The following is a 24125-nucleotide window of genomic DNA, read 5'->3' on the forward strand; positions in this document are numbered from 1 at the left end:
CTTCTTATTTACACGGCGGCGTTTGTGCTTCACAATAATTGAAGCTTCTCGCCCCGAACCGAGGAGCATTGAATGTCATCGCCGGTTCTCGACCTGAGAGCGCGCGCCTTTATGTATGAGCGCGGCGACATCACCCTAATCGGATCGTGGTTACGCATGGGCGGAAATATTCGCCCGTGTTTGGTCCTTATCCGCTCCGGAGAGGAATACAGCGACCACACAGTGCCATGTGTCGTGACGCTCGATAAAGCATGGATATGGGACGAAGACGAAGGCGCCCCAAAAGAAGCCGCTCGTACGGCTGCGAACTTCGTGGAAAAGCTGCGGCTTACACACAGCCTCCAATCCTGCATCCGCATCGCATCGCTCGTTCACGACCATCTGGACGATCTTATTCAAATGCCCCCGTTTCCACCGATGGACCGCGAGACCGTCGCATTCATCGAGCAGGTGAACAACAAGACGGGCAAGACAAAGCACATTGAGGTCAAGGACTATGTTTGACCTCAACGCAACGGACGGCTCTGTCCGCCGAAAGAAATATGAATCGCCCATTCCCACGGGTGCGAATGCAAACGAGCCAGTCAGAGCCCACAAGCTCGACAGCCCAAAAATGGTTCAGCTGCATCGAATGCTTATGTCTATGTTCATCACTGAGCAAGATCGGCAGCACGAAAACCGGCGCGAAATGGCGCAGGAAGAAGACATTTACGACAATGTGCAGTGGAACCCAGAAGACGCGGCAGTGCTCGAAAGTCGTGGACAGGTTCCTCTCGTTTACAACGTAATCAGCGCGTCGATTGACTGGATCACAGGTTCAGAAAAGCGCACTCGCACAGATTCCAAAGTGCTCCCGCGTCGAAAGGAAGACTCTAAACCGGCCCAACGCAAAACGGAGCTCATGAAATATCTCGCGGATTCCAACCGCTCGAATTTTTCACGCTCCCGCGCGTTTGAGGATGCCGTGCGTGTGGGCCTTGGTTGGATGGAGGACGGATTTCAGGAAGATACCGATGGGGAGCCTCTTTACACGCGCTATGAAAATTGGCGCAACATTCTGCATGATAGCGCATCGATGGAGCCGGACCTTTCGGACGCCCGCTATATCTTCCGGATGCGTTGGTTTGACCTTGATGTAATCCAGCAGATATTCAAAGAGCGCGCTGGGATACTTCAAGGATCCGCGCAAATGTCTCCTGGCGTTAATGGTCTGGACGAACTATCGGATGATGTTACGGATCAACACGAAATCGAGCTCGATCATAACAAGCACTTTGGTGCATCAAGTTCGACAATCGGAACTTACGTCCGGAGCCGCGTCCGCGTCATCGAAGCTTGGATACGCTTGCCCGCAGAAACCGAGAAAATAAGCGGCGGGATGTTCTCTGGTGAAATCTATGACCCCTTATCGCCTGCACATCAGGAAGCATTAGAGAGCGGCGAAGCAGAAATCGTGAAAAAGCCAACTATGCGTCTGCATGTTGCAATCTTCTCAACCGCGGGAATGCTATATTTCGGACCGTCGCCTTACCGTCACAACCAGTTTCCACTCACCCCCGTTTGGGGATTCCGGCGCGGCAAGAATAATTTGCCATATGGGCTTATTCGGCGGCTGAAAGATATTCAGATCGATGTGAACAAGCGCGCATCGAAGGCGCTGCATATCTTATCATCGAACAAAATAATCGTCGAAGAAGGTGCTGTCGAAGATTTGGACGAGCTCGCAGAGGAAGCAGCACGTCCTGACGCTGTGCTCGTCGTCAAACCGGGCAAGCAGCTAAAACTTGACGCAGATCGGGAGCTTGCAGAGGGGCATCTGAATTTGATGAGCCGCAGCATTGCGATGATCCAGCAAGCGTCAGGCGTCACCGATGAGCTTATGGGCCGCAAGACGAACGCTACGTCTGGACGCGCTATCATGGCCCGTCAGGAACAAGGTTCGCTCGCAACTGCCAAGTTCTTCGATAACCTCATGTTTGCAGAGCAGGTGCGCGGCGAAAAGCAGCTCGCAAATATCGAACAGTTCATGACGGAGAAAAAGGCATTCCGCATTACCAATCAACGCGGTACCCCGCAGTATGTCGATATTAACGACGGATTGCCTGAAAACGATATCGTTCGCACGAAAGCAGACTTCGTGCTTTCGCAGCAGGATTGGCAGGCAACCACACGAGCCGCGAATTTCGCCGCCTTGATGGATACTATGCGTAATTTTCCACCAGACGTTACGCTTGCCATGCTCGATCTTATTCTCGAAACGTCCGATTTGCCGAACGTTGAAGAAATGGTGGCTCGCGTACGCCAGATTAACGGACAGCGCGACCCTGACGCCGACCCTAACGACGTATCGCCGGAAGAACAGGCACGTCAGCAAGCGGCGGCAGAACAAGCGGCGCTTGAAAAAGAGCAGATTATGACCGCCCTTAGAAAAGTGGTTGCGGAAACGATGCTCAAAGAAGCTCAGGCCCAGTCGATCGCTACCAAGAACGTTGAGACGAAGGTGGACACGCAAGCGAAGGCACTGGCTGCTGCTACGACCGCAGTTCAGGCCCCGCAGACGCTCCCATTGGCCGACAACATTCTACACGAAAGCGGCTTTGTTTCACGAACAGAGACAGAGGATAGCGCGCGCGACGAGTTGCGCGCAGCGCAAACACAGGAAGCAGCCGCAGAACAGCAACAGCAGGCACAACAGGAGATTATGGGGCAACCAACATCGCCTGACGGTGCAACGTCGCCCGCTCCTGAACAAGCATCGCCGCTCCCACAAGGCATGGAGGCCACCCCTCAGCAATAGATTTAAGGGCCGATTGGCCCCCACCCACCCAATCGCTTCCGTGGAGAAATTTCAATGAGCGAACGACTGACAGAAGAAGAACTGGCACATATGACGCCAGCCGAGCGCGAAGGCTATGAACTCATGCTGGCAGAAGAAGCCGAGCAGGATGATGACGCCGACGACGAAAACAATGATACATTGGATGATGGCGATGATGACGCCGGCGCCCTTGACGACGATCAAGAGCTCGGTACCGATGGATCAGAAGCGGGGACTGATGCCGCCGCGCCTGATGAGCAGCTCCAAACGCAAACCGATGCGCCTGAACTCGCCGACGCAGCAGATCACGTCAAGTACCCTTATGAAGCACATAAGACAGTCAGTGACTTAAAGGAGAAAATCGAGGCTAACGAAGCTCAGCAGAATGCTTTGCTTGAGCAGTTCGATGACGGTGAACTTACTCGCGAAGAATACCAGGAGCAGCTGAAAGCGCTCAACGCCGAAAACCGACAGTTCGTAAAGGAACAGGCAAAGGCAGAAACCGCGATTGAAGAAGCTAACGCCCGATATTTTGAGGACGTCGGCACATTCTTGTCAGAGAACCCGATGTATAAAAAGGGCGGGCTTCTATACAACGCCCTGGACGAAAAGGTTAAGGAGCTGCAGGCTCAATCCGACGATCCGCGTTCTCCCGCGATCATTAGGGAGGCACATAAGCAGATTCAGGATGAGCTGGGGCTTAAATCCGATGCTCCACCTACGCCGAAGAATGAAACAAAGACGGCGCAGCAAGGCGGGAAACCAAAGCCCAAGCGCGAAATCCCTCCAAATCTCAACGGCATCCCATCATCTGATGTGAACGACGCGGCAGACGATAATGGACGTTTTGCTGTCCTTGCGCGTATGGCGAAATCTGACCCGCTTGAGCATGAAAAGGCGCTCGCAAAGATGAGCGACGCCGAGATGGATGAATATCTACGGTACGGTGGCTGATGCTGTCACTGTCAGTACGGATAGGTCAGGCCGTCCAGATCGGGGAGGCGGCTGTTGTAAAGGTCGAGGACAAGCAGGGCCGTGGCGTCAAGCTTGTGTTTGCGACGGATATTTCCCCGATACGCATCTTGGATGACGGTGTGATTCCGACGCGGTTCACGCGCGGGATTACAGGACGGCCGCGCCCGTATTGAGCCGAAATGTCGAATTTGCGATAAATCGCAAACTGACAAGAAAAGGGCCGCAGATTGCGGCCCTTTTCACATGTCATGCCATATCGGTTTGGGCAAAGTCGTCACCCTTATAGAGCAGCGGTAGCCTGTAGCATTGAGCAGCCGAATAGGCGAAGCAATCACCAAAATTCAGCGCCGCCGGATGGGCCGCCACTTTCCCGTACCGCGCCATGGCATCAAGCGCCCCGACGCCGACACGGGAATCTATCGCGATTTCTCGCGCGCCCAATGCCTGGATGAAACCGTCTACCAGATTGCGGGCTTCTGCGATCAGCTTTTCCCGATCCACCTTACCTTTCGTCGCAGTGATCCGCAGTCGCACCAAAGCCGACACGGATTCAAACCGAACGAGCGGCGATACATAAGTCGGAGTGGTGATATCCGATAGCCGCTTTACCAGTTCTTCAAAACCGGGTTCTTCATTCAGGATTGCGACAATGACCGAAGCATCTACGAAGCTCACTCGCCTTCCTCCCACAATTCGTCCATGAGCTTCTTCATATCAACGTCGTGGACTGGGGGCCCAAGCCGTTCCCGTGCACGCTCCTGCAATGCGGCGAGCTTGTCACGTAGTGGTGTTTGGTTTTCAACACGCTCCAGTTCGTGCATAATAGCCATACGGACCGCATCGGTCTTTGTGCGGGCACCGATGCGCAAGCGCAGTTGCTCTGCCATATGGTCCACTGTATCGTCCTTGATGAATAGGGGCATTGGGATTTCCTTTCTCGGAAATCCTTATATCCCAAATTGGATATCCCTTCAAGATTTATTGGATAGCCATAAACGCTCAAATGTAGTCAGAACGGGCCGGACGCTATCCCGACTGCACTTAGGATCAAGGGCGTAGTTAACGTCTCTTATCCAGACTGGCTCTAGCCATTGCCGTGTTCAGCAACCCGATGAACCTTGATCCCCATCATTTAGCGTGTCTGCTTTCCACGCCGCCGTTCTGATTCATGACTGCCCCACTCTTGTCGTTCGAGAGCGCTCTTGGGTGGGCGACGGCTCAACGGTCAATCCGTATCGGCTTTCGCGCAGGCAGTTCGAGAATAGAGCAAACTGGTATTTATGAGAATACCCTTTTTGCTCTATTGACAGCAGACAAATGTAGACAATTGCGTACATGCATTAAGGCTTCATCGCCTGAAAATCCCACGAAATCTCGTATTGCAAACGACATGCTTTCCGGGTAATCATTGCTCCAGTTTGCGCATGACGTGCTTCTGACCGATTAATCCGGAGAACACGTCATGAAAACCGTAATTCCGTTTGGCGATGCCCGCGCCGTTGCCCGTTGGTCGGGCGCACTTTTCACTGAAATCATCAAGCGTTCGTATTTTGAGCGCAAGTTCGTGTCCGAGAACGACAACGCTGTTATCCAGCGCTTGACCGATCTTGAGTCCGAAGCTGGTGATTTGATCCACTTCGACCTTTGCGCCCAGCTCAAGCAGAAGCCGACACCCGGCGATAACCGCATTGAGGGCAAGGAAGAAGGTCTGAAATTCTATTCGGACAAAATCCAGATCGATCAGCTGCGCCATGCAGTGTCGGCTGGTGGCAAAATGAGCCGCAAGCGTACCGCTCATGACCTCCGTAAGACGGCTAAAGAACGTCTTGCTGAATACTGGGCGAAGTACATGGACGAAGTGAATTTCGTCTATCTGTCCGGTGCACGCGGCATCAACGAAGACTTCACCGAAGAAACGACATATGCAGGCCATGCGCAGAACCCAGTTCAAGCGCCTGACAGTGGCCACCTTATCTACGCCGGTTCGGCTGAAAGTAAGGGTACGATCACGAACACCATGAAAATGGACCGTGATATCATCGAGCGCGCTGTTGTGCAGGCTCGCATGATGAAGTCGCAAAATCCTGAAAATGCCAACATGCAGCCCGTGCAGATTAACGGTGAAGCGCACTACGTTTGCGTTATGTCGCCGTATCAGGAATACGACCTCCGCACATCGTCGACTGCTGGTTGGCTCGAAATCCAGAAGGCTGCAGCTGCCGCCGAAGGCCGCAACAACCCGATCTTCAAGGGCACCCTTGGCATGATCAACAACTGCGTGCTGCACAGCCATGAAAACGTCATCCGCTTTGATGACTACGGCGCAGGTGCAAACCTCCCAGCTGCTCGCGCTCTTTTCCTTGGCCGTCAGGCTGGTGTTGTCGCTTACGGCTCTACTGGTGGTCTGCGTTTCTCCTGGAAAGAAGAAACCAAGGATTACGGCAACGAACCAACCGTTGCTGCCGGCATCATCTTCGGTGTGAAGAAGACACGCTTCAACAATCGCGATTTCGGCGTGCAGGCGCTCGATACCTACGCGACCCGGCCAAAAGCCGCCTGATGAATTGAGCCGCCCATGACGGGCGGCACATTCACTTTCAGTAATCCACTTTGGAGCAAAGCCAATGGCACACCATAAGAATTCCGCAGCGAAAGGCCTCACACCCGTCCCGTATCCGAATACGGCGGGCGAAGCAGTTGTCCATCGCTATACGATCAACATTCCAGCAACCGCCGCTATCGGTGATGTCGCTGAAATTGCCTGCATCCCAGCAACCACCCGGCCTACAGATATCGTCGTCGATGTAACCGGCGCTATCAGTGCCGATATCGGCGTGCTGTCAGGCGACTGGGCATCGGAAGATACCGAGCGCACCGTTGGCGATGAATTTGCCACCGCTGCTGATCTAACCGCCGATGCTTTGTTCCGTCCCACGAAGCCAAGTGCCGTCCGTGTTCCGCAGAAGGATACGGCTCGCGGCATTGGCTTGAAGATCACGACTGCCCCAACAGCAGCAGTCACGGTCGGCATTACTCTAACCGTTGTCGCTTAATCCACGGGGCGAGAAGCGCCAAACGTCAGAGTGATAGCGACCACGGCGAACGAATAGCCGCCGTGGTCGCTTTTTCTTAATCAGTCCCGGAGAAATCACCATGCCTCGTATTCAGTGCCTGCTTGGTCCCGCGTCCGATGTTTTCATCGGCGGCACGGCCTACAACTTCGAGAATGACCGTTACGGTCGCGCAGTAGCCGATGTTCATGACGAACTGCATGTGCGTTGCCTTATCTCGATCGAGCATTACCGGCTTGTGCCTGACGATATGTTGTTAGGCGATCCCGCATCCAACACAGCCTTGTCCCCAGTGGGCGGCGGCGAGCCCGAAGACGATGACGACGAAGAAGGCAGACGCCCGAAGAAGGCAGACGCAGCGCCGAAACCTAACGACAAGTAAGGTTGGTTAATAAATGGTTAAGGCCAGTGAAATCATACGGAAAGCGCAAACGCTCCTCATTGACGAGGAAGCCGTGCGTTGGCCGCTGTCTGAACTGGTCGACTGGTTAAATGACGCAGTGAGCGCGGTGTTGATCGCCAAGCCGTCTGCGTCATCACAGACGCGCGTCGTCAGCCTTGTTGCTGGCACAAAACAGAGCCTTCCGACAGATGGCGACGCGCGACCAATCATGTTCTTGTCAGCGCGCCGAAACGTGAATGCAGACGGCTCACCGGGCAAAGTGGTTACGTCGATAGCTTTCAACCGCATGGATGCAGCCGATCCTGACTGGCACTCAGCACGCCGTAAGCGTGCAGAAGTGCAGCACTATCTGTTTGATGAGCACGTTCCCACAGAGTTTTATGTGTATCCATACAATGACGGCACTGGGAAGCTGGATATTGCGCTCGCTGTCGTGCCGCCACGGATCGTCGCTAGCGGAGCTGTTGAGGAACTGTCGTCGTACGATCAGGACGTGGGCCTGCCAGAGCCGTACGGAACTCCATTGATTGATTATGTCTGCTATCGCGCTCAGTCGAAAGACGCCACCGGCGGCGATGCTGGCAGAGCTGGTATGCACTATCAAGCCTTCGCACAGGCTCTTGGCATCAAGACGCAGGTGGAAGCTTCGAGCAGCCCTAACGCGAGAAGGGGATCGTAATGCGTATGATGTTGCTCGACGACTTAGTGGTAAGAGTGCGTGAGCGCGTGCCCACAGCACCTATCCCCCTTGCAGAGCGCCATATCATCGACAAGGCCGTCGTGCTTTGCGAGCGCATCCCGGTCTGGCGCGACAACGACGAAATCACTTTCGGCCCAAACCAGCCGGACGAGTATGTCTGCACGATCCAAGATGCAAACCTTGACCGCATAGAAACCGCTTATTTCGACGACATCGCACTTGAGCCTGTTACGCCTGGCTATCTTGATGACCGATATCCGGGTTGGGACTTGAATGCAGGCGAGGTTAACACCCCGCGCTACGTCACGCAGCTCGCCAACGATTCAGTGCGCATCTATCCAGTGCAGCCCGGAAAGCTCCGGCTCCGTATGGTTTTGAAGCCAGATGCAGAATCCACGTTGCTGCCAGACACCATCATTCGCCAATACGGACGTGAACTCGCAATAGGCGCGGCCGGCGAAATAATGTTGTTGCCTGACGTCGAATATCAGAACCCGCAGCTGGGCTCCGCGCTGTTGTCGCGTTTCACGTCTTGGCTCGACAAGGAAGCCGTGAAGGCCAGCAAAACGCAGTTGCGCGTACCGAAGCGCTCCACCCCAAGCTATCTGTGAGGAACCATGCCCGCGACCACATACGCCGGTAATAAGCTGATCGACCTTCTTGTGCGCGGTGTGGCGTTTCAAGCGCCAGAGCGCGTGTTTCTCGCTCTGCACACCGCCAACCCCGGATTAACCGGAGCGAACGAAATCACGCTCGCAGCATGGCCGGGTTATACCCGCCTCGACTTTGCACAGGGTGCGGCCATAGGCACCGGATTTGTGGCAGCAGCAGCCAAAGCAACCAGAAATGCCAAGCAGCTTTTGTTCCCGACACAGAACGGTGCGAACTCTGTCACCATTACTCATTGGTCAATTTGGGATGCAGCCGCAGGCGGCAATTGTCTTTGGGGCGGCGCGCTGACGTTCAACAAGACACTCAACCCGACTGACGAAGTTGTTGTGCATCCGAACGAACTCACGCTTGAGGTCGATTGATGAATAATGCCGGAACACTGGCAGGCACGTTTCTCAACGCTTTCGCTATCAACGAAGGCGCTATCGTGCACGTCCTTTCCGGCACAATCTCGATGCAGGCAGGAGGCTCACTCCAAGCCATTCGCAGATCCACGATAAACGATACGCTTGCTATGCGCATTGTTGGAACGGTCGATCCCCATCGTCGCCAAGCGCTCAAGGCAAGCGATACAGTTTCGCTTGTTCACGCGGTCAATATCAGTCAGCGTCATTCCACACGCGGGACCGCAATATTCCGTTTGCGTGGCGTAAACAACGCGACACGCCGGCGTTCGGCACCGGGCAATACAATCATCAAGCTGTCAGGTGTATCAGTCGCACATGCACGCCGTGTAGCTGTTGGGGCAAGCGTTCTTCGTATCGGTCACAAGCGCGCTTTCGCTACGCGCAGACAGATTGCTATCGGCTCAGATGCAATCCGCCTCCTGCATCTAGTTAACCTTCGCGCCTTTGCTCCGATCTATGGTCGTGACCGCATTGTGTTTAGTGAAAGCGCTGTTGCCGTAAGACGCGTTGGCCTGCCAGCAATCGGGCGTATTGCACTCAATGGCATAGCGACCACGACCACACGCCGAACCATTCGAACGTCAAGCACAATAGCTTTGTTGGCGACGATCAAAATGCCTCATTACCGGATGACGCCAGTCGAAGAAATCCGAGCAATGCGACTGTTGAATGAGCTACGCGAAATGTCCGTTATCCCGCAACCTTCGCCAATCATTGTTACACCAGATAATCGCGAGCTCGTCGTTCCTCAACGCGGACGCATGATTGGCACGCCTGATGTCGAGGATCCAGCATGAGCCTTGCAACCCTATCAAAATCGCCGGCTGATGTGCTCGATTATGACGTGTCGTTTGATGAGTGGCTAACGAACGATGATCGTATCACGGGCCTAGCATCAAATATCGAAGGCAGTACAGCCGTTGTCGATCGCTTTGATTATACCGATCGAACCGCGCGCATATGGATTTCAGGTGGCGCAACCGGCGACACAGCACAAGTCAATCTCACAGTCATCACGTTGCAGGGCCGCACGAAGGCTGCATGTTTCCGACTTCGCATTAAGGAGTGCCGATAATGGCGGTTGTTCTAAGCAATAACGCAACCTCATTGCTCGCCGGTGCCATCACCGCTGGCAGTACAACACTTTCAATTGAGAATGCGGACGCTAGCAAGTTTCCAAATCCGATTGTCGGCGACTGGTTTCCACTGACTATCGTCGATGCCTCGGGCAACATGGAAATTCTGAAAGCCACAAAGCGCGAAGGAGCGATCATTACCGTCTCACGTGCTCAGGAAGGGACCACTGCAAAGGCGTTTGCAGCTGGTGCACGCATTGATTTGCGCCTTACCGTAGCAGCATCGTTTGAGGTCACACCGTCCGCGATGGAAACGGCAGAGTGGAACCATGACGGACTCAGCAGTGAAGGTTCCCGGTTTTTCTGGTTCGATACGGTTGCGCGAAAGCTCAAGCGTTTCAGTTGGTCGGCTCTAGTATCTTTGCTCAATCAATCCCTCAGCTTCGTGAAGATAAACGGCGGTGGCAACATCACTGGTAGTCTTTCCACTACCGGTACAATCATGCTTCGGCGGAATGATTGGCAGGAAATTCTCTTTCAGAATGGTGACGGCTCCCAATGGGAGGTTTCAATCAAGAAGGAGGATAACAACAATCTCATTATTCAGCGAAGACAAGGAGGGTCCGTACGTTTGCAAGATAATGGTATTGTGTCATCGGGCCACGTTTTTACCGGCGGCGGCAACTCACGCTTAGAAACAAACGGAAACGTAGTAGGATCGATTTGGAATAATTGGGGCGCGAGTGATTCCTATTCGGCGATCAGTGCGAGGATTGAGCAGAGAGCCCGCGAGTTTGCGGATGATCGCGCCAATGCTGTGCGTGGTGAAGTATGGTGGCGCTGTCGTGATTACATGCTTGGAGAGCATATACCTGTCGGCGGCTATGCTTTCTTACGTGCGGCCAATGGAGCGAAGGTGCCGACTGCTGGCACCATAGGTGGAAACTCCCTTGGCTGGTCGAACGTCAATCACGACTACATAGGTCCGATAAACTACGGCACATGGCAACTGTGTGGATGGATCAAAGGTTCGAATTTCGGCGAAGATCAAACTTCGCTCTGGAAAAGGATAGGCTGAGATGGATATTGTGGATGTAGTAGGGCTGAAATGGCTTAATGCCGAAAAGACCATTCTCGGCGGGACAGCTAAGAGCGCGATATTCGGTTCTGTCCAACTGTGTTTGCGGGACGGATACGACACAGAAGCCGGGCAGAAAATTTGGGATGAGGCCTTAGCTGGAAAATATGGTCCGATCTTCGATTATGTGGAACCGGAAATTCTCCCAGAACCTGTGCCGAACGAAATAAGCCGGCGTCAGTTTTTCCAGTTATTGGCAATCTTGGGGCTCATCACGAAGAATGAGGCTAAAGCTGCACTGCAAGGTGGCGCTATACCCGCTGCTTTGCAGGCCCTGATCAGCCAACTACCTGATGATGAACAATTCGATGCAGAGATGCTAATTATCGGCGCTGCAACTTTCGCAAGGCTACATCAGCTCTGTGATAAGATACGCATATTGTTTGAATGGACCGAAGAACAACGCGATAATTTTTGGCACGCAGCATCCAAGCTATAAAGAAGGCCCCATGGGGCCTTTCTTATTTCAGCATTATTCGCAACAACGCCTCAGCAATTGAATGCCTGTATCGGATATACAGCCGTGGGATTCCGTATAGGTCATCATCGGGCTTGGAGCTCCTGCTAACAGTTGTCACAGCACTTTGATAACCAGCATCGCGCACCATTTCACGATGGATGGGGTTGTTGCCACCATATGGATAACAAAAATTCGTTACGGGTTCTCCAAGCATGTCCTCTAATTTAAGCTTGGATTCCGAGATCTGCCGCCGCGCTTCGTGATTATCCGTTTCAGGCAAAAGAACATGGTCAAGCGTATGAGCCCCGACTTCATGGCCTAACGCGTTCCAGTCCCGCAGTTGCGACACATTCATGCAAGGCGTGTCCGGTATCATTTCCTTGCGATCCCAAGTATTGCTGCCACCTATCTGGTTGGCAACAAAATAGTTGGTGGACGTGAACCCGCAATCGGCCAGAATGGGTGCAGCATTTTCAAGCGTATTCAAAAAGCCGTCATCAAATGTGATCACCACGACCTTGCCTTGCTTTTCCCCCCGCAAATACGGCCAAGCGTCACGAACGGATAACCCCTTATAACCTAGATATTTGAGACATAGCATTTGCCTACGAAAGCTATCGGGATGAACAAATAGACCTTGGTAGGGGACCTTTCTTTGAGGTAAAGCTGCTATTTGGTGGTAGAGAAGCACAGGGACAGCCATAAAACCTCAATTGCATAAAAATTTGATAAATGACAATGAACGTTGAAGGTATAACAGGTTAAAATATTATGAAGTGCTATATTGTCAATCTTGATCGCGCGCCTGAACGTATGGAGCGCATGGCGAGAATTTTAGAACAACAATCAATTGATTTTGAACGGCTTGCAGCGATTGACGGCCATTTATTTACCGATGACGAGATTGAAAAGTATCGAGCGCAACGTCAGCAAGGCAAGCCCATGACGGTGGGAGAGATTGCTTGTGCAGAGTCGCACCTGGCTATTTTTAGAAAAATTGTCGAAAGCGCGGACGAATATGCAGTCGTGATGGAAGATGACCTGCATTTATCCAGCGATGCGGGCTTTTTCATAAATTCAACGGCATGGATTCCAACCGGTGTAGATATTATTAAGCTGGAAACAGTGAAAGAGCCTACAATCATCACGACCAAGGCGTTTTATCTAGACAATGATCGGAAACTGGCCCAACTCGCCTTCAAGCACTGGGGCTCAGGCGCTTACGTGATTAGCAAAGCCGCCGCACGTAAGGCGCTACAAAACTACGTGGCCGGTTTGACACCTATCGATGATTATCTGTTTGACCCCACTGTCAATGATTTCTTACTTTGGCAGATACAGCCAGCAATCGCTATACAGGACATAATTCTGATTAATGGAGCTACCCCACAAACTGAGTATTTAGCGAGTGGCATCGAAGATGGACGAAAAGTAGCTTCGATTGCGAAAAGCAAGAAGGTGGGAGCTATGGCGCGAATTAAACGAGAAGCGTTGCGCGCTGTTCGGAAAACCCGACGCAGACTCGCCACCTTATGGGGCATTAAAGTGTCTCGGAGTATTGAGCGTGCTGTTATCAGCTATCGGGCAGAGTGAAAAATCAACGTCTGACAGTCAGCTTGCAGCACCAAAATTGATAATGGTATAGTGATGCACAGGCGCATGACGTGCCTCTTCTGAGAGGATAGTCATGCCCACAATCAAACTAGGTGCATTCACTGGCGAACAGCCTCGTTTAATTTCCCGGCTCTTGCCTGCAACCGGCGCACAGTTTTCGGTGAATACACGGCTCGATGACGGCGGGCTCACTCCGTTCAACAGCGCGGTTCAAGTTTCTGAAATTGCTTCCGCTGCGTCCAAGACAATCCATAAATTCCGAAATCAATGGCTTTCTTGGCCCGGTACTGTCCACGCTGCTCAAGGTCCGGTCGCGGACGAACGGCTATATTACACCGGCGATGGCAAGCCGAAACTCCGCATTGCGAATACCGTTTATGATTTGGCCGTTGCGCGCCCTACCGCCGCTGTTACAGCCACATTAGGCGGGACTGGCACGGGTGATGTGCAGACGCGCATTTACACCTATACATATGTGACCGACATGGGCGAGGAATCCGAACCTGCGCCAGCTTCCGCCGCGATCGACTGGAAGCCGGGACAGTCTGTCACGCTTTCAGGCTTTCAAGCGCCACCTGCAGGCCGGGCGATTACAAAGCAGCGCATTTACCGTTCCCAGACTGGCAGCACCGGTACGTATTTCTATTTTATCGCGGAGCGCGCGGCCTCCGGCAATAATTTCGTCGATAATATAGCCGTCGATGCATTTCAGGAAATGTTGCCTTCTGTTGCTTGGAACGCGCCACCGGATACGTTGCGTGGACTCATAGCAATGCCGAATGGAATGATGGCAGCGTTCGACGGTAAGAAGCTGTATTTTTGTGAGCCGTTTCGCCCGCACGCTTGGCCGGAAAAATACGTACTGACCACCGATAGCGATATTATGGGGTTGGGCGCAGTTGGCACTTCGCTGATCATCATGACCAAGGCCCAGCCATATCTTGCGTCCGGATCGTCACCGGAAACAATGCAGATGGTGAAGCTCGAAAGCAATCTGCCCTGCATTAATGCGCGTGGTATTGTCGATCTTGGCTTTGCAATTGCCTATCCGTCCAATGAAGGACTGGCGGCAGTTACGGCCAGTGGGGAGGCGCGTCTGGTTTCAGGCGATATTATGAGCCGCGATGACTGGCTTGCGATCGACCCCGCGACAATTATTGGCGGGCAGCTTTCCGGTCGCTACGTGGCATTTTACGATACAGCAGACGCGAACGGGACACAGATGCGCGGCGCGTTGTTTCTCGATCTTGGCACCACGCCATATTTGATCCGGACCAATACCGCAGTTTCAGCGGCATATTTCGAAATAGAAACCAGTGCGCTTTATTTTCTCGCCAAGGGTGAGAACGATATTTATCGAATGGATGCGCCGACAGGTGACAAGGAATCCTATTACTGGAAATCCAAAGACTTCCATACGATGATGCCCTTGAGCTACGCCGCCATTCAGGTTGATACGATCGATTTTGTGTCACCGCTGGAATACAAGAATTATGAGGCGACCAGGGCGCAAGTCATAGCCAGAAATCAGCAGCTTATTCAGTCCAAGATTAGCCTGGGCGATTTGAACGCTGCACCGCTCAATCATGTTCCAAGCGCCGGTGACAATCTTCTACGCCTGCCAACGCCACCCGGTAATGTCCGTGTGGGTGTTTATGCCGATGACAAGCTGGTGGCCACAATCACGCGAACTGGATCGGCTCAACGGCTTCCCGCGGTAAAGGCCACGAAATGGGAACTTGATGTGAGCGCCAACGTCAGCGTTTCGCAGATTGTCATGTCAACGACAATGGATGAATTGAGGGAGAACGTATGACCGTGCTAAGCCAATTGCAGATAGAAAAACTTGAAGTTCTCGCGGGAAGTCGCTCGCCTGCAGAGAAAATTAAAGCTGCCATTCGCATTGAGGACTTGCAGCAGCTCGCGGATTATTCTTACAAGCTGAAATCCTCTCAGGTTAATGCCGCTCCTACGATGGCGCAGCACAACGCCCTCGCTGATGATGTGCGGCAGATTCACCAGATATTGCAGACTCTTTCCGGTGTGCTGAAACAGCGGCTTGGGCGGGCATGACACCAGCAATACTACGACTGATGTTGCGCCCAACTTTGTCAAAGGTGAAGCTGGGCCCCGAAGATGTAATCTCGATCGACTTTGCAAACAGACCGCGAGAATGGACAATTACACGCCGTTTGATCGCTGTGTGGACGCATATTCCCAATGAGGTTGCAGGCGGCAGTAAGAATGCAGGCCTGCGCTATGCAATTGCCAAAGCGCTTGGCATGATCAGCGGAGCAGCGGATTACGTGTTCTTGTGGGATGGTGGCAGCGCTGCGATTGAGATGAAAGCGCCGAAAGGCACACAAAGCGGCAATCAATCGGATTTTCAAAAGTGGTGCGAATTAATGGACGTGCCATATTATGTGACGCGATCCGCCGATGAAGCCGAAGAAAAATTGCGAACGCTTGGAATACTCAAATGAGCCTTGAATTTGATCATTCGCGCCGTCCAAAATATCGCAACTGGGCTGCAGAGAAAATTGGTATAAGCAATTTCCGTCCGGATGCAGTGACAATCACTGCTATTAAAAACGGTGAAATCACAGCCGTGACAGTTTTTGACACCTTTTCAGACAACGATTGCCAGATACATGTAGCGTCAGACGGTTCGCGCAATTGGCTGTCACGCCAATATTTGCACATGGTTTTTGCCTATCCATTCCAGCAGCTACGCTTTCGACGCTTGACGTCTTTGATTTCCGTAAACAATCATGCTTCACTTGCTTTCTGCAAGCAAACGGGCTTTGCACGTGAAGGACTCTTGCGCAAAGCCGCAGAGAGTGGTGAAGACTTGGTATTATTCGGGATGCTGCGGGAGGAATGTCGCTGGCTACCGCTATTTTAGGGGCAGGTGAATGGACGCGAATATCTGGCAAAGCGATATAGCAGAGTGGGCGGCTATGCCGTCAATCTGGGGCATCCTTGCTGTCGGGATAATTGCGTTCCTCGTTTTCAGAAGTGAGCGGGCTAGTGATTGGTTCTTTGTAATCATCGGCCATTCGTTGATCGGCGCATATTTTGCTATCCCCGCTTTGCTCATCACTATGATGATGAAATTTGATACTGCCACTATTGGCGCTCTCACATTACTCGCGGGTGCGGCGGGTACAGTTTGGTCCTATCGCAGATCGGACTGATCTAGCTATTTATCGTTACGTCGATTATAACGAACGGACTAGGCGCATGATGTGCTGACACCTGATTAATTCGAGGTTTCACATCATGGGTAAAGGTTCTTCCTCCGCTCCCGATCCAGATCCAAATATCGGTCGAGCCGCGCTTAAACAGGCAGAAACCGGCGAACAGTGGCTTGGCTTTGCTAAGGAATCCTTCGTTGTTTCGCAGGAACGACAAAAAGACCTCGACGCTATTACAAAGCGTGTGACCGAGCAGCAGCTTGGTATTGCGGATCAGCAGGCGGCATGGGCGAAATCCGATCGAGAACGGTATGAGAATAAGTTCAAGCCGATCGAAGACGAATTCATCGCAGAGGCGACGAATTACGCCACAGAGGAAAAGCAGGCCGAGGCAGCGGCAAGAGCATCGTCTGACGTACGCGCTGCGCAAGCATCTGCGCAGGAACAGGACTTGCGTCAGTCTGCTTCACTTGGCATCAATCCGGGTTCTGGACGTTACGCAGGCATAGACCGTGCAACCGATATGACCTACGCCCTCGCGGACGCCGGCGGGAAGAACAACGCTCGCCAGTTGGTACGTGATAAAGGTCTTGCCCTCAAAGCAGACGTGACAAATCTTGGTCGCGGACTTCCGGCTCAATCCGCCCAGGCGCAGTCTTTGGGGCTTGGAGCGAGCGGCAGCGCAGTAGGATTAAATCAAGGTGCCAACGCGCAATCGATGCAAGCTGCAGGTATCGTCAATTCTGGTTATGCCGGCGCAATGAATGGTTATGCAGGAATGGGCCAGACGCTCAATCAGCAGTACGCCACGCAGATGGCGGGCTGGGAAGCGCAGCAGAAAGCCAATTCAAGTCTATTCGGCGGTATCGGTGAAGCACTTGGTGGGCTTGCAGGCTTTGCTCTGTCTTCTGACGAAAATGTCAAAGAGAATAAAAAACCTGTCAAAGATGGCGAAGCTCTTAAAGCGATCGAAAGCATGCCAGTCGAGGAATGGGACTATAAGGCTGGGGTCGAGGACGAAGGACGTCACATCGGCACGTATGCACAGGACTTCCAGAAGGCTACCGGCAAGGGTGACGGCAAGACAATTCCTGTCATTGATGCGATCGGTATAACGATGAAGGCAGTGCAAGACGTATCGAAGAAAGTCGATGGTCTGGCGAAGCAGATCGGTATTGGCGATGGGAAGAAGCCGAAAGCGAACGCTCCCAAAACCCGCCCTCGTAACATGGAACTTGGCCTAGGAGTTGCAGCATGAGTTTCGGTGCAGGACTAGCGGGATTTGTTCGCGGGCTCGATACAGGCATGTCGATCCGCGAGAAATACGAGGCGAATAAAGAACGCAAGGCGTTCAAGGCCCAGCGTGATCAGATCAATACTGACACCAAGTCCGCCTTTGCAGAGGCGAAGGCGGCTGGCGCTGTGCAAGATGGCGACTTCATGACCTTTTATCAAAAGTACGCCTTACCAAAACAGCAGGCACTTTTGGTTGAGCAGGGCGACTATGGCGGCGCTAAAGCGTTGGGCGAATGGTCGAAGTCAGACGACGCACAGAATGGCGCAAAGCTTTTCGGTTCTGCAATGGTAAAGGTTCAGTCAGGCGATTATGACGGTGCCATTCAGGATGCTATCGCCGCCGGACAGTTGAAAGGCTACGTAAATACCGATCATAAGCTGACAGGCAGCACACCTATTCAGCAGAACGGGAAAACCATCGGATACCAGTTCCAGCTTTCAGACGGCGACGGAAAGGCCTACACTCGTAATATTCGCCTGCAGGATATTCCGAATACAATTGCCACTTACGTTAATCCGGAAGCTGCTTGGCAGACGCAAGTCGGCGCGGACGCAGCTCAGAAGAAACGAACACAAGAGCTCGACGATTATCGGACGAAAAAGAAAATCGACAAAGAATTCTCGACTGACAAGACCGAAGATGCTCAGGCTAAGCGTTACAAGGACGCGCAGGAGGCGCGCGCCAAAACCGACTATGACTGGGGCGATCGGTCCGCAGCAGAACAAGACAAACTGATCCGCGAAGATTTGGCGAAGCAGGATAAATTTGGCGCAGAGAAAGCGGCCGTTAAATCCGGTAATTCCGCCAGCGCCGCGCCGGGCTTAGATCCTGCTCCCCAAAAGCAGCGTATGATTGTCGACACGGAAACAGGGAAGCCCGTTCCTATCACCGCTCCAGACCAGACCAAGGCGCTTGGCATTTCCGCTCCTACGCAGAGCGCACCGGCTGCATCACCAGCTCCGGCTCGAAAGTCTGCGCCGACCATGGAAAGCACGATAGCCGATGCGACTGATCAGCTATCACAGGGCGCAAACCCTGAAATGGTGAAACAGCAGCTTCTCAACGCTGGCATTCCGGAAACCAATTGGCCGGATCAGCTGACGAATGCGAAGAAGACAGCGGCCAATGGTGCTGTGGGGATCAGCTTCTAAACCCTCTCGCGTACGCGCGCGAAGCTGTATATAGTCGCCGCGTTCCAATGCGCATGACGTGCTAACCGAGCAGGGTACGTCATGGCTATTACACTGGATTCAAACGCTGATCTTGATGCTTTCTTTGGCTTGGAAAAAGCCGGAAGCAATTCTCCCGCCACAGCCAATCGGGAGACTGACGACAAACGTCCAATCCAGTCTGCATCTACAGAATCCTCACGTGTGCCGCGGCTCGAACCGATCGGCATAAACTTTGATGCGCCAAAGGCTTCAAATCAGCCCGCCAGCGCACCCGAAGCTTCCAAAGTCGCACAGCCCCAAGAAACACCGCCGGCCCCGCAGGCGACCCAGCCAGCGGAAATATCGGGTGTTTCCGCGCGTGATTGGAATGACGCCGTTAATACGATTATCGCAGAAGCCGGCGGCGACGGCCCTGTCGGTATGCTGGGCGTTGCGAGCACAATTCGCAACCGTGCAAATATTCGAGGCAAGACAATTGGCGATATCGTCCGCGCCCCAAGCCAGTTTGAAGGCTTTTATGCGCCCGGCCCTAAAGCAGTGGAAGCGCAGAACAATCCGCAGGTGCGCGCAGAAGCCGAGCAGATCCTTCGTGGCGTTCTAACCGGCGAATTAAGCGATCCGACAAATGGTGCTGATCACTTTCACGCCGACGGCATTAATCCAAAGTGGGCCAGCTCCATGCCGGAAACGGCGAGAATTGGTGGCCATGTTTTCTACAACTCCAAGCAGGAAGGTGCACCGCGCCAAGTCGCATCGATGGACCCCGCTATCGGGCTTGATGAGCCGCGCGGCAATGGTCGCGGGCTTGCGAACCTTGTTCCAGAGCAAAAGGAACCGGAAAACACCAAAACCGGCAGTCTGGCTTTCGTTAACCCCGGTCAGGAAAAGATCAATCCAGCATTCGCCTCCGTTCTGCAGGATGTTTCCGCTGACATTGGAAAAGGGCTTGTGATCACGTCCGGGTACCGATCGCCGTCACATCGCGTGGAAGCAGCGAAGAAGAAGCCCGGCCAGCATTCACATGGTACCGCTGTTGATATCAGCTTGAAGGGCATGAACGGCCAGCAGCGCTTCGATCTTGTGCAGTCGTTGAAAGCGCGAGGCGTACGCCGGTTTGGTACCTATTCCAACACGCCAGACATTATTCACGTCGATATGCTTCCTATGGAGGGATCGAAGGATGGTTTCTGGTACATGCACAATCGTTCCGCCGGTAACATGGGCGGTGCGCCTGATTGGTTGAAGGCAGCGCGCGCCACGCGCGTAAAGCGTTACGACGTTCCGCAGGGCAAAGCGATCGAAGCGGGGGCAGATTTCCGATTTGATGGCGATCCAGAGCCAGTTGTGCAGGAAACGCCAGCATCTCCAAAAGTTGAAACCACTGAACAGCCTACCGAAGCTGATCCGATCGACACACGTCTCGAAGAACTCAATAAGTCAGAGCCCGGCAAGTACCAGGCAATGACTGAAGACGAATATGCCAAGTGGCGTGAGGAGTGGGAAGCCAATCAGCCCGGCATTCTACAAGACGTCGCGCGTATGGTCGCCGCTGGGGCTGTCACCGGTACAGCATCCATAATTAAAGGTATCGGTCGCCTTGATGCAGCTTTCAATGCGAACGTCCTCAACCCTCTTTTCGGCACAGAATTTAGCGAAAGCAACGAATACGACGTGCCAGCCGGTTGGGTTGAGAAGTACGGCGAGGGCATTAAAAAGGGCGTTTCGCAGGCGACCAAAGACGCTATCGAAACCAGTACGCCCGATGGCGATCTACTCGACCCGTCAACTTGGACGCTCGGTACTAACCCATCTGCACGGGGCCTTGTTGCACTAGGGGCTGACGTTTTCGGCTCAATGGTTCCAGTTGTCGCAGCAGCTGTAGCGACCGGCGGCACGGGCGGATTTATTGCAGGCGGTGCACAGGGCGCTGGCGGTGCGGAAGATCGGGCCAAGCAGATCATTGATGAGCTCGCAGCGGAGCCTGGCGCGCTCGAAACTCAGTCTGCCTATTTCCGTGAGCAGATTGCATCCGGAAAATCCCGTGAGGAAGCAATCAAAGCCACTAAGGACGCGGCAGCAAACATTGCGTCTGTATATGCAGCACCAATTGCGGGTGTTGGTGGCGTACTCACCGGCAAAATTGTTCATCCAGCCACCAATATTCTCGCAAGCAAAGCACTGCCCGCTCGCATTGCAGGACGCACAGTCGCCGGCGCGTTGGAAGAAGGTTCGCAGGAAGCGCTTGAAACCGTAGGCGCAAACGCTGGCGTCAATCAGGCGATCGGTACTGACCTCAACGTCACCGACGGTACATTCGGCGACTTTGTTCTCGGTGCCATGGCGGGCGGCGCTACCGGTGCTGCAGGTGGCGTCACCAGCCGCAGATCAGCACCCCAGAGCGAAGCCGCCACTGAAACTCCAGCGGCGGCTCCAGCTTCCGACCCAGTACAGCCAACGGCTCCAGAACCACAGGACACACCACAGCGCAAAGGCCCGCTTTCGCGCGCGTACGAGGAATCCGCGTCACGTACTGATCTCGAGTATGTCGTCAACGATCCAGATATCGATGGTAGCGGGCCCGGCGAAATTCACGGTCAGACTGTTCAAATATCGGCCAATCAGGATCGGGTACCGTCAGGGATGCGCCGCGTCATTGATCAGAGCGGCGTAGAACGCGTCATTGGCGATCGGGTACTGATGCCTTTGACACAAGCGCAGGAAGCCGGACTCCGTCCAGCCGATCGCACTACTGCTACAAGCGTCCAGTCAGGCAAAAGCGCTCCAACCGTCGGTTCAACAGTTAATGTTACTCTGCCAGACGGCAGCTCCATTCGCGGCACAGTTGATAGTTACTCCGATGGTGAAGCGGTTATCACTGATGAAGTCGGCGAAGTGTTTCAGGTTCCGGTTTCGTCTATCGCAGCTCCAGAAGCTGCAGCATCTGTGGAACCGGGCCAGCTCCCGACAGACGCTCTCCCAGAGCGCGATGCAGAAGCCCAGGACGAGTTGCCAGCGCAACCGCCTATGGCATCGGAAACAACGGTCGAAGAAGGTGTTGCACCCGTTGATCGGCAGAAGAATATTGTTTCCGCTGAAAACGCGCCGAAGGTTGGGCAGAGCGTTATTGTAAATGCGCCGGGCTTAAAGCGCGTTACCGGCAAGATCGAGCAGTACGTCTACGAGGACGAAGAATACCAGGCTATCGTTCGCGAGAGCGGCGGCATGACAATTCAGGTTCCGATCGAGCATCTGTTTGTCGACTCCACAACCAATAAGCAGGCTGACGCAGAGGAACTGCGCCGGAATCCTCCCGTTGATCGTCCTGACATTGATCCCAACGAACCGCGTGTCCGCAAATTTGGAGACAAGGCGGTCCGTCTGCCGGATGATCAGTCACAGCGTATATTCGATCTTGGACAAAACCGGGCGATGGCCAAGCGACTGCTGGGCACGTCTGAACTTGATAAGGATCGAGCAGCTGTGCCGGCACAAAAAGCGCTGGCTGATGAACTTGGTGTTTCTTTTGAAGACGCCGGCAAGCTGGCTGATGATTATCGGTACCGCGTCGAAAAAGCCGGTAAGCAGGCACGATCGAAGCTACCTGTCGAAATGCACCCAGTTAATCCCGTCATGCTCGATCGGATGCGCAAGCGGGTGGAAAGTCAGACAACAGCCGAGCCGGAGCCCGCAGTCACAGAAGTTTCAGTTGAAGCTGCTGAACCGGTATCGAAAGTCGAAACGCCACGGGTAACGGGCACCGACACAGAGACATGGTACAATTCCATGTCAGAAACCGATCGTGCCGCCACGCTTGCCAAATCGGGCATTAAGCGCTCGCCGAAAGCACCATTCGATAAGCTGTCGCCGAAAATCCAGCAGACGTTGAATAAGCAGCGTCAGGTTGAGAGCGAAGCACAGCAAGCCCCGATCGACATTGCGGCCGTACAAGCAGCGACGCATCCGGACAACGACATTGCGGAACCGACGCTCGCGCAGAAAGAAGCCGGAAATTATGCTAAGGGGCATGTGCGTTTAGGTGGCATGGATTTGTCGATCGAGAATCCAGCGGGCTCCGAACGCAAAGGCGTAGATGCCAGCGGCAAAGAGTGGTCCACAACGATGCAGAGCCACTACGGCTACATCAAAGGCACCATTGGCCGCGACAAAGACCACATCGACGTTTTTGTTAAGCCGGGCACTGCTGACGTTCCCGACACAACGCCGGTTTTCGTGGTTGACCAGAAAAACCCAGACAATGGCCGATTTGACGAACATAAGGTCATGATCGGTTATGATAGCCAGCAGGAAGCCGAAGCGGCATATTTGGCGAATTATACGCCTGGTTGGAAAGGCATGGGCGACGTTACAGAAATAAGCCTGGCTAACTTCCGGAAATGGACCAAAGATGGCGACACCACAAAAGCTTTCGCGCCGAAGTGGTTTGGCACGCGAGAAAAGGCAGATGCCTACGTCGCGAAGAACAACCTTTCAGATACGCACTCTGTCGTAGAAAACGGCAAGCGCTTTGAAGTCCGTCCGGCTTCCGACAATGCTGCACAAACTGCAAAACCGGCGAATAATATTCAAAATCGTTCCAACAACGATTTGGAACGCGTGAAAAACGATTACCGCCGCCGAGTTGCCGAGGCTCCTTTCGCTGACGTCTGGGGATCAGATCGCGAGCCCGTTTATGACGCGCTGTCACAGCTGGCGGAAAAATCGCCGCTCAAAGACACCGATATCGTCACAGCGGTTCGCAATAACGCAAGTGATGCAGACCTCTTAAACGCAGCAGCCCGGACATTCGGCGTTGGTGGCGCTGGCGGCAATAAATACATGGTCGAAACCCGCGAAGGGCCGACCGTCACCGTGACGCTGGAAAAAGACAGCGGGCCCGAAAAGATTGTCCTAAAGGGCAAAAGGCTCGCGGATACACTGCGCCGTGAATTTACAGAAACGGTCGCGGAAATGCGTGAAGCGCACAGCGATGCAGAAGCAAAGCGCGCACCTGTCGAAAAATCGACCGGCCCAAGAAACGCCGAAAAACTCGACACCTTAATCGACACTGGTCAGCTGACTGCTGCATCCGATTGGGGTGCTTCCAATAAATTAGTTTCACGCGATC

26 protein-coding genes are annotated in these 24125 nt (G+C 53.5%); 23 read left to right on the forward strand and 3 right to left on the reverse strand.

Features of this window, described 5'->3' with window-relative positions; genetic code table 11:
* Positions 1 to 72 precede the first annotated feature (72 nt).
* The 4 genes from ABE527_RS18475 to ABE527_RS18490 are packed head-to-tail and all read left to right on the forward strand — an operon-like array spanning position 73 to position 3966.
* Complete coding sequence (locus ABE527_RS18475) at positions 73 to 504, forward strand: hypothetical protein (protein WP_499697876.1); 432 nt, start codon at positions 73 to 75, stop codon at positions 502 to 504.
* Positions 497 to 2797: a portal protein gene (locus ABE527_RS18480; RefSeq protein WP_499697877.1), complete on the forward strand. Its 2301-nt coding sequence runs from the start codon at positions 497 to 499 to the stop codon at positions 2795 to 2797. Before ABE527_RS18475 ends, ABE527_RS18480 begins: the two co-directional genes overlap by 8 nt.
* Before the next feature lie 54 nt (positions 2798 to 2851).
* A complete protein-coding gene (locus tag ABE527_RS18485) occupies positions 2852 to 3772 on the forward strand; it encodes a hypothetical protein (RefSeq protein WP_499697878.1) in 921 nt (306 codons plus the stop codon).
* On the forward strand, positions 3772 to 3966 hold the full coding sequence (locus tag ABE527_RS18490) for a hypothetical protein (RefSeq protein WP_499697879.1): 195 nt from the start codon (positions 3772 to 3774) through the stop codon (positions 3964 to 3966). Before ABE527_RS18485 ends, ABE527_RS18490 begins: the two co-directional genes overlap by 1 nt.
* A 73-nt stretch (positions 3967 to 4039) precedes the next feature.
* Here ABE527_RS18490 and ABE527_RS18495 read toward each other — a convergent pair whose 3' ends face one another.
* Together ABE527_RS18495 and ABE527_RS18500 are read right to left on the reverse strand one after the other, a co-directional pair.
* Positions 4040 to 4468 (reverse strand): type II toxin-antitoxin system VapC family toxin, encoded by a 429-nt coding sequence (locus tag ABE527_RS18495; RefSeq protein ID WP_499697880.1) that lies wholly within the window; start codon positions 4466 to 4468, stop codon positions 4040 to 4042.
* On the reverse strand, positions 4465 to 4716 hold the full coding sequence (locus ABE527_RS18500) for a type II toxin-antitoxin system VapB family antitoxin (RefSeq protein ID WP_499697881.1): 252 nt from the start codon (positions 4714 to 4716) through the stop codon (positions 4465 to 4467). Before ABE527_RS18500 ends, ABE527_RS18495 begins: the two co-directional genes overlap by 4 nt.
* Before the next feature lie 539 nt (positions 4717 to 5255).
* Here ABE527_RS18500 and ABE527_RS18505 point away from each other — a divergent pair.
* The 10 genes from ABE527_RS18505 to ABE527_RS18550 all read left to right on the forward strand — a co-directional run bounded on the left by ABE527_RS18505 (position 5256) and on the right by ABE527_RS18550 (position 11699).
* Positions 5256 to 6353 (forward strand): N4-gp56 family major capsid protein, encoded by a 1098-nt coding sequence (locus tag ABE527_RS18505; protein WP_499697882.1) that lies wholly within the window; start codon positions 5256 to 5258, stop codon positions 6351 to 6353.
* 64 nt (positions 6354 to 6417) lie between these two features.
* Positions 6418 to 6846 carry a hypothetical protein gene (locus tag ABE527_RS18510; RefSeq protein ID WP_194781026.1) on the forward strand — a complete coding sequence of 143 codons (429 nt, stop codon included), beginning with the start codon at positions 6418 to 6420 and terminating at the stop codon, positions 6844 to 6846.
* 100 nt (positions 6847 to 6946) lie between these two features.
* Positions 6947 to 7246, forward strand: coding sequence for a hypothetical protein (locus tag ABE527_RS18515; RefSeq protein ID WP_499697883.1), 300 nt, complete (start codon positions 6947 to 6949; stop codon positions 7244 to 7246).
* 13 nt (positions 7247 to 7259) lie between these two features.
* On the forward strand, positions 7260 to 7946 hold the full coding sequence (locus ABE527_RS18520) for a phage adaptor protein (RefSeq protein ID WP_499697884.1): 687 nt from the start codon (positions 7260 to 7262) through the stop codon (positions 7944 to 7946).
* Entirely contained in the window at positions 7946 to 8578 is a 633-nt protein-coding gene (locus ABE527_RS18525; RefSeq protein WP_499697885.1) for a hypothetical protein, read from the forward strand. The genes ABE527_RS18520 and ABE527_RS18525 overlap by 1 nt, the downstream gene beginning before the upstream one ends.
* A gap of 6 nt (positions 8579 to 8584) precedes the next feature.
* Positions 8585 to 9001 (forward strand): phage tail fiber protein, encoded by a 417-nt coding sequence (locus ABE527_RS18530; RefSeq protein ID WP_499697886.1) that lies wholly within the window; start codon positions 8585 to 8587, stop codon positions 8999 to 9001.
* On the forward strand, positions 9001 to 9843 hold the full coding sequence (locus ABE527_RS18535) for a hypothetical protein (RefSeq protein WP_499697887.1): 843 nt from the start codon (positions 9001 to 9003) through the stop codon (positions 9841 to 9843). Before ABE527_RS18530 ends, ABE527_RS18535 begins: the two co-directional genes overlap by 1 nt.
* A complete protein-coding gene (locus ABE527_RS18540) occupies positions 9840 to 10121 on the forward strand; it encodes a phage fiber-tail adaptor protein (RefSeq protein WP_499697888.1) in 282 nt (93 codons plus the stop codon). The genes ABE527_RS18535 and ABE527_RS18540 overlap by 4 nt, the downstream gene beginning before the upstream one ends.
* A complete protein-coding gene (locus ABE527_RS18545) occupies positions 10121 to 11200 on the forward strand; it encodes a hypothetical protein (RefSeq protein WP_499697889.1) in 1080 nt (359 codons plus the stop codon). The genes ABE527_RS18540 and ABE527_RS18545 overlap by 1 nt, the downstream gene beginning before the upstream one ends.
* 1 nt (position 11201) lies before the next feature.
* Positions 11202 to 11699, forward strand: coding sequence for a hypothetical protein (locus tag ABE527_RS18550; RefSeq protein ID WP_499697890.1), 498 nt, complete (start codon positions 11202 to 11204; stop codon positions 11697 to 11699).
* A gap of 22 nt (positions 11700 to 11721) precedes the next feature.
* On the opposite strand, the gene ABE527_RS18555 is transcribed toward ABE527_RS18550, so the two are convergent.
* Complete coding sequence (locus ABE527_RS18555) at positions 11722 to 12423, reverse strand: polysaccharide deacetylase family protein (protein ID WP_499697891.1); 702 nt, start codon at positions 12421 to 12423, stop codon at positions 11722 to 11724.
* Positions 12424 to 12491: 68 nt separating this feature from the next.
* On the opposite strand from ABE527_RS18555, the gene ABE527_RS18560 reads away from it, so the two are divergent.
* The 9 genes from ABE527_RS18560 to ABE527_RS18600 form a co-directional block, all read left to right on the forward strand.
* Positions 12492 to 13313, forward strand: coding sequence for a glycosyltransferase family 25 protein (locus ABE527_RS18560; protein ID WP_499697892.1), 822 nt, complete (start codon positions 12492 to 12494; stop codon positions 13311 to 13313).
* A gap of 94 nt (positions 13314 to 13407) precedes the next feature.
* Positions 13408 to 15150, forward strand: a complete 1743-nt coding sequence (locus tag ABE527_RS18565; protein WP_499697893.1) for a hypothetical protein — start codon at positions 13408 to 13410, stop codon at positions 15148 to 15150.
* A complete protein-coding gene (locus tag ABE527_RS18570) occupies positions 15147 to 15407 on the forward strand; it encodes a hypothetical protein (RefSeq protein ID WP_499697894.1) in 261 nt (86 codons plus the stop codon). Before ABE527_RS18565 ends, ABE527_RS18570 begins: the two co-directional genes overlap by 4 nt.
* Positions 15404 to 15817 carry a hypothetical protein gene (locus ABE527_RS18575; protein ID WP_499697895.1) on the forward strand — a complete coding sequence of 138 codons (414 nt, stop codon included), beginning with the start codon at positions 15404 to 15406 and terminating at the stop codon, positions 15815 to 15817. Before ABE527_RS18570 ends, ABE527_RS18575 begins: the two co-directional genes overlap by 4 nt.
* Positions 15814 to 16239, forward strand: a complete 426-nt coding sequence (locus tag ABE527_RS18580; protein ID WP_250044024.1) for a GNAT family N-acetyltransferase — start codon at positions 15814 to 15816, stop codon at positions 16237 to 16239. Before ABE527_RS18575 ends, ABE527_RS18580 begins: the two co-directional genes overlap by 4 nt.
* 10 nt (positions 16240 to 16249) lie before the next feature.
* Positions 16250 to 16531 carry a hypothetical protein gene (locus ABE527_RS18585; RefSeq protein WP_499697896.1) on the forward strand — a complete coding sequence of 94 codons (282 nt, stop codon included), beginning with the start codon at positions 16250 to 16252 and terminating at the stop codon, positions 16529 to 16531.
* Between the two features lie 85 nt (positions 16532 to 16616).
* On the forward strand, positions 16617 to 17789 hold the full coding sequence (locus ABE527_RS18590; protein ID WP_499697897.1) for a tail fiber domain-containing protein: 1173 nt from the start codon (positions 16617 to 16619) through the stop codon (positions 17787 to 17789).
* Complete coding sequence (locus ABE527_RS18595) at positions 17786 to 18979, forward strand: hypothetical protein (protein WP_499697898.1); 1194 nt, start codon at positions 17786 to 17788, stop codon at positions 18977 to 18979. The genes ABE527_RS18590 and ABE527_RS18595 overlap by 4 nt, the downstream gene beginning before the upstream one ends.
* Positions 18980 to 19060: 81 nt before the next feature.
* Positions 19061 to 24125 (forward strand): pyrophosphatase-like OB fold-containing protein (locus ABE527_RS18600; RefSeq protein WP_499697899.1); only part of this gene is annotated, 5065 nt, incomplete at its 3' end.

Origin of the sequence: Brucella sp. TWI432, assembly GCF_039674445.1 — a bacterium.
Taxonomy (GTDB): domain Bacteria; phylum Pseudomonadota; class Alphaproteobacteria; order Rhizobiales; family Rhizobiaceae; genus Brucella; species Brucella chromiisoli.

Excerpts from the sequence above, each read along its gene's own strand:
- ABE527_RS18475 (WP_499697876.1), top strand. The coding sequence starts at position 73 with ATGTCATCGCCGGTTCTCGACCTGAGAGCGCGCGCCTTTATGTATGAG.
- ABE527_RS18480 (WP_499697877.1), top strand. The coding sequence starts at position 497 with ATGTTTGACCTCAACGCAACGGACGGCTCTGTCCGCCGAAAGAAATAT.
- ABE527_RS18485 (WP_499697878.1), top strand. The coding sequence starts at position 2,852 with ATGAGCGAACGACTGACAGAAGAAGAACTGGCACATATGACGCCAGCC.
- ABE527_RS18490 (WP_499697879.1), top strand. The coding sequence starts at position 3,772 with ATGCTGTCACTGTCAGTACGGATAGGTCAGGCCGTCCAGATCGGGGAG.
- ABE527_RS18500 (WP_499697881.1), bottom strand. The coding sequence starts at position 4,716 with ATGCCCCTATTCATCAAGGACGATACAGTGGACCATATGGCAGAGCAA.
- ABE527_RS18505 (WP_499697882.1), top strand. The coding sequence starts at position 5,256 with ATGAAAACCGTAATTCCGTTTGGCGATGCCCGCGCCGTTGCCCGTTGG.
- ABE527_RS18510 (WP_194781026.1), top strand. The coding sequence starts at position 6,418 with ATGGCACACCATAAGAATTCCGCAGCGAAAGGCCTCACACCCGTCCCG.
- ABE527_RS18515 (WP_499697883.1), top strand. The coding sequence starts at position 6,947 with ATGCCTCGTATTCAGTGCCTGCTTGGTCCCGCGTCCGATGTTTTCATC.
- ABE527_RS18520 (WP_499697884.1), top strand. The coding sequence starts at position 7,260 with ATGGTTAAGGCCAGTGAAATCATACGGAAAGCGCAAACGCTCCTCATT.
- ABE527_RS18525 (WP_499697885.1), top strand. The coding sequence starts at position 7,946 with ATGCGTATGATGTTGCTCGACGACTTAGTGGTAAGAGTGCGTGAGCGC.
- ABE527_RS18530 (WP_499697886.1), top strand. The coding sequence starts at position 8,585 with ATGCCCGCGACCACATACGCCGGTAATAAGCTGATCGACCTTCTTGTG.
- ABE527_RS18535 (WP_499697887.1), top strand. The coding sequence starts at position 9,001 with ATGAATAATGCCGGAACACTGGCAGGCACGTTTCTCAACGCTTTCGCT.
- ABE527_RS18540 (WP_499697888.1), top strand. The coding sequence starts at position 9,840 with ATGAGCCTTGCAACCCTATCAAAATCGCCGGCTGATGTGCTCGATTAT.
- ABE527_RS18545 (WP_499697889.1), top strand. The coding sequence starts at position 10,121 with ATGGCGGTTGTTCTAAGCAATAACGCAACCTCATTGCTCGCCGGTGCC.
- ABE527_RS18550 (WP_499697890.1), top strand. The coding sequence starts at position 11,202 with ATGGATATTGTGGATGTAGTAGGGCTGAAATGGCTTAATGCCGAAAAG.
- ABE527_RS18555 (WP_499697891.1), bottom strand. The coding sequence starts at position 12,423 with ATGGCTGTCCCTGTGCTTCTCTACCACCAAATAGCAGCTTTACCTCAA.
- ABE527_RS18560 (WP_499697892.1), top strand. The coding sequence starts at position 12,492 with ATGAAGTGCTATATTGTCAATCTTGATCGCGCGCCTGAACGTATGGAG.
- ABE527_RS18565 (WP_499697893.1), top strand. The coding sequence starts at position 13,408 with ATGCCCACAATCAAACTAGGTGCATTCACTGGCGAACAGCCTCGTTTA.
- ABE527_RS18570 (WP_499697894.1), top strand. The coding sequence starts at position 15,147 with ATGACCGTGCTAAGCCAATTGCAGATAGAAAAACTTGAAGTTCTCGCG.
- ABE527_RS18575 (WP_499697895.1), top strand. The coding sequence starts at position 15,404 with ATGACACCAGCAATACTACGACTGATGTTGCGCCCAACTTTGTCAAAG.
- ABE527_RS18580 (WP_250044024.1), top strand. The coding sequence starts at position 15,814 with ATGAGCCTTGAATTTGATCATTCGCGCCGTCCAAAATATCGCAACTGG.
- ABE527_RS18585 (WP_499697896.1), top strand. The coding sequence starts at position 16,250 with ATGGACGCGAATATCTGGCAAAGCGATATAGCAGAGTGGGCGGCTATG.
- ABE527_RS18590 (WP_499697897.1), top strand. The coding sequence starts at position 16,617 with ATGGGTAAAGGTTCTTCCTCCGCTCCCGATCCAGATCCAAATATCGGT.
- ABE527_RS18595 (WP_499697898.1), top strand. The coding sequence starts at position 17,786 with ATGAGTTTCGGTGCAGGACTAGCGGGATTTGTTCGCGGGCTCGATACA.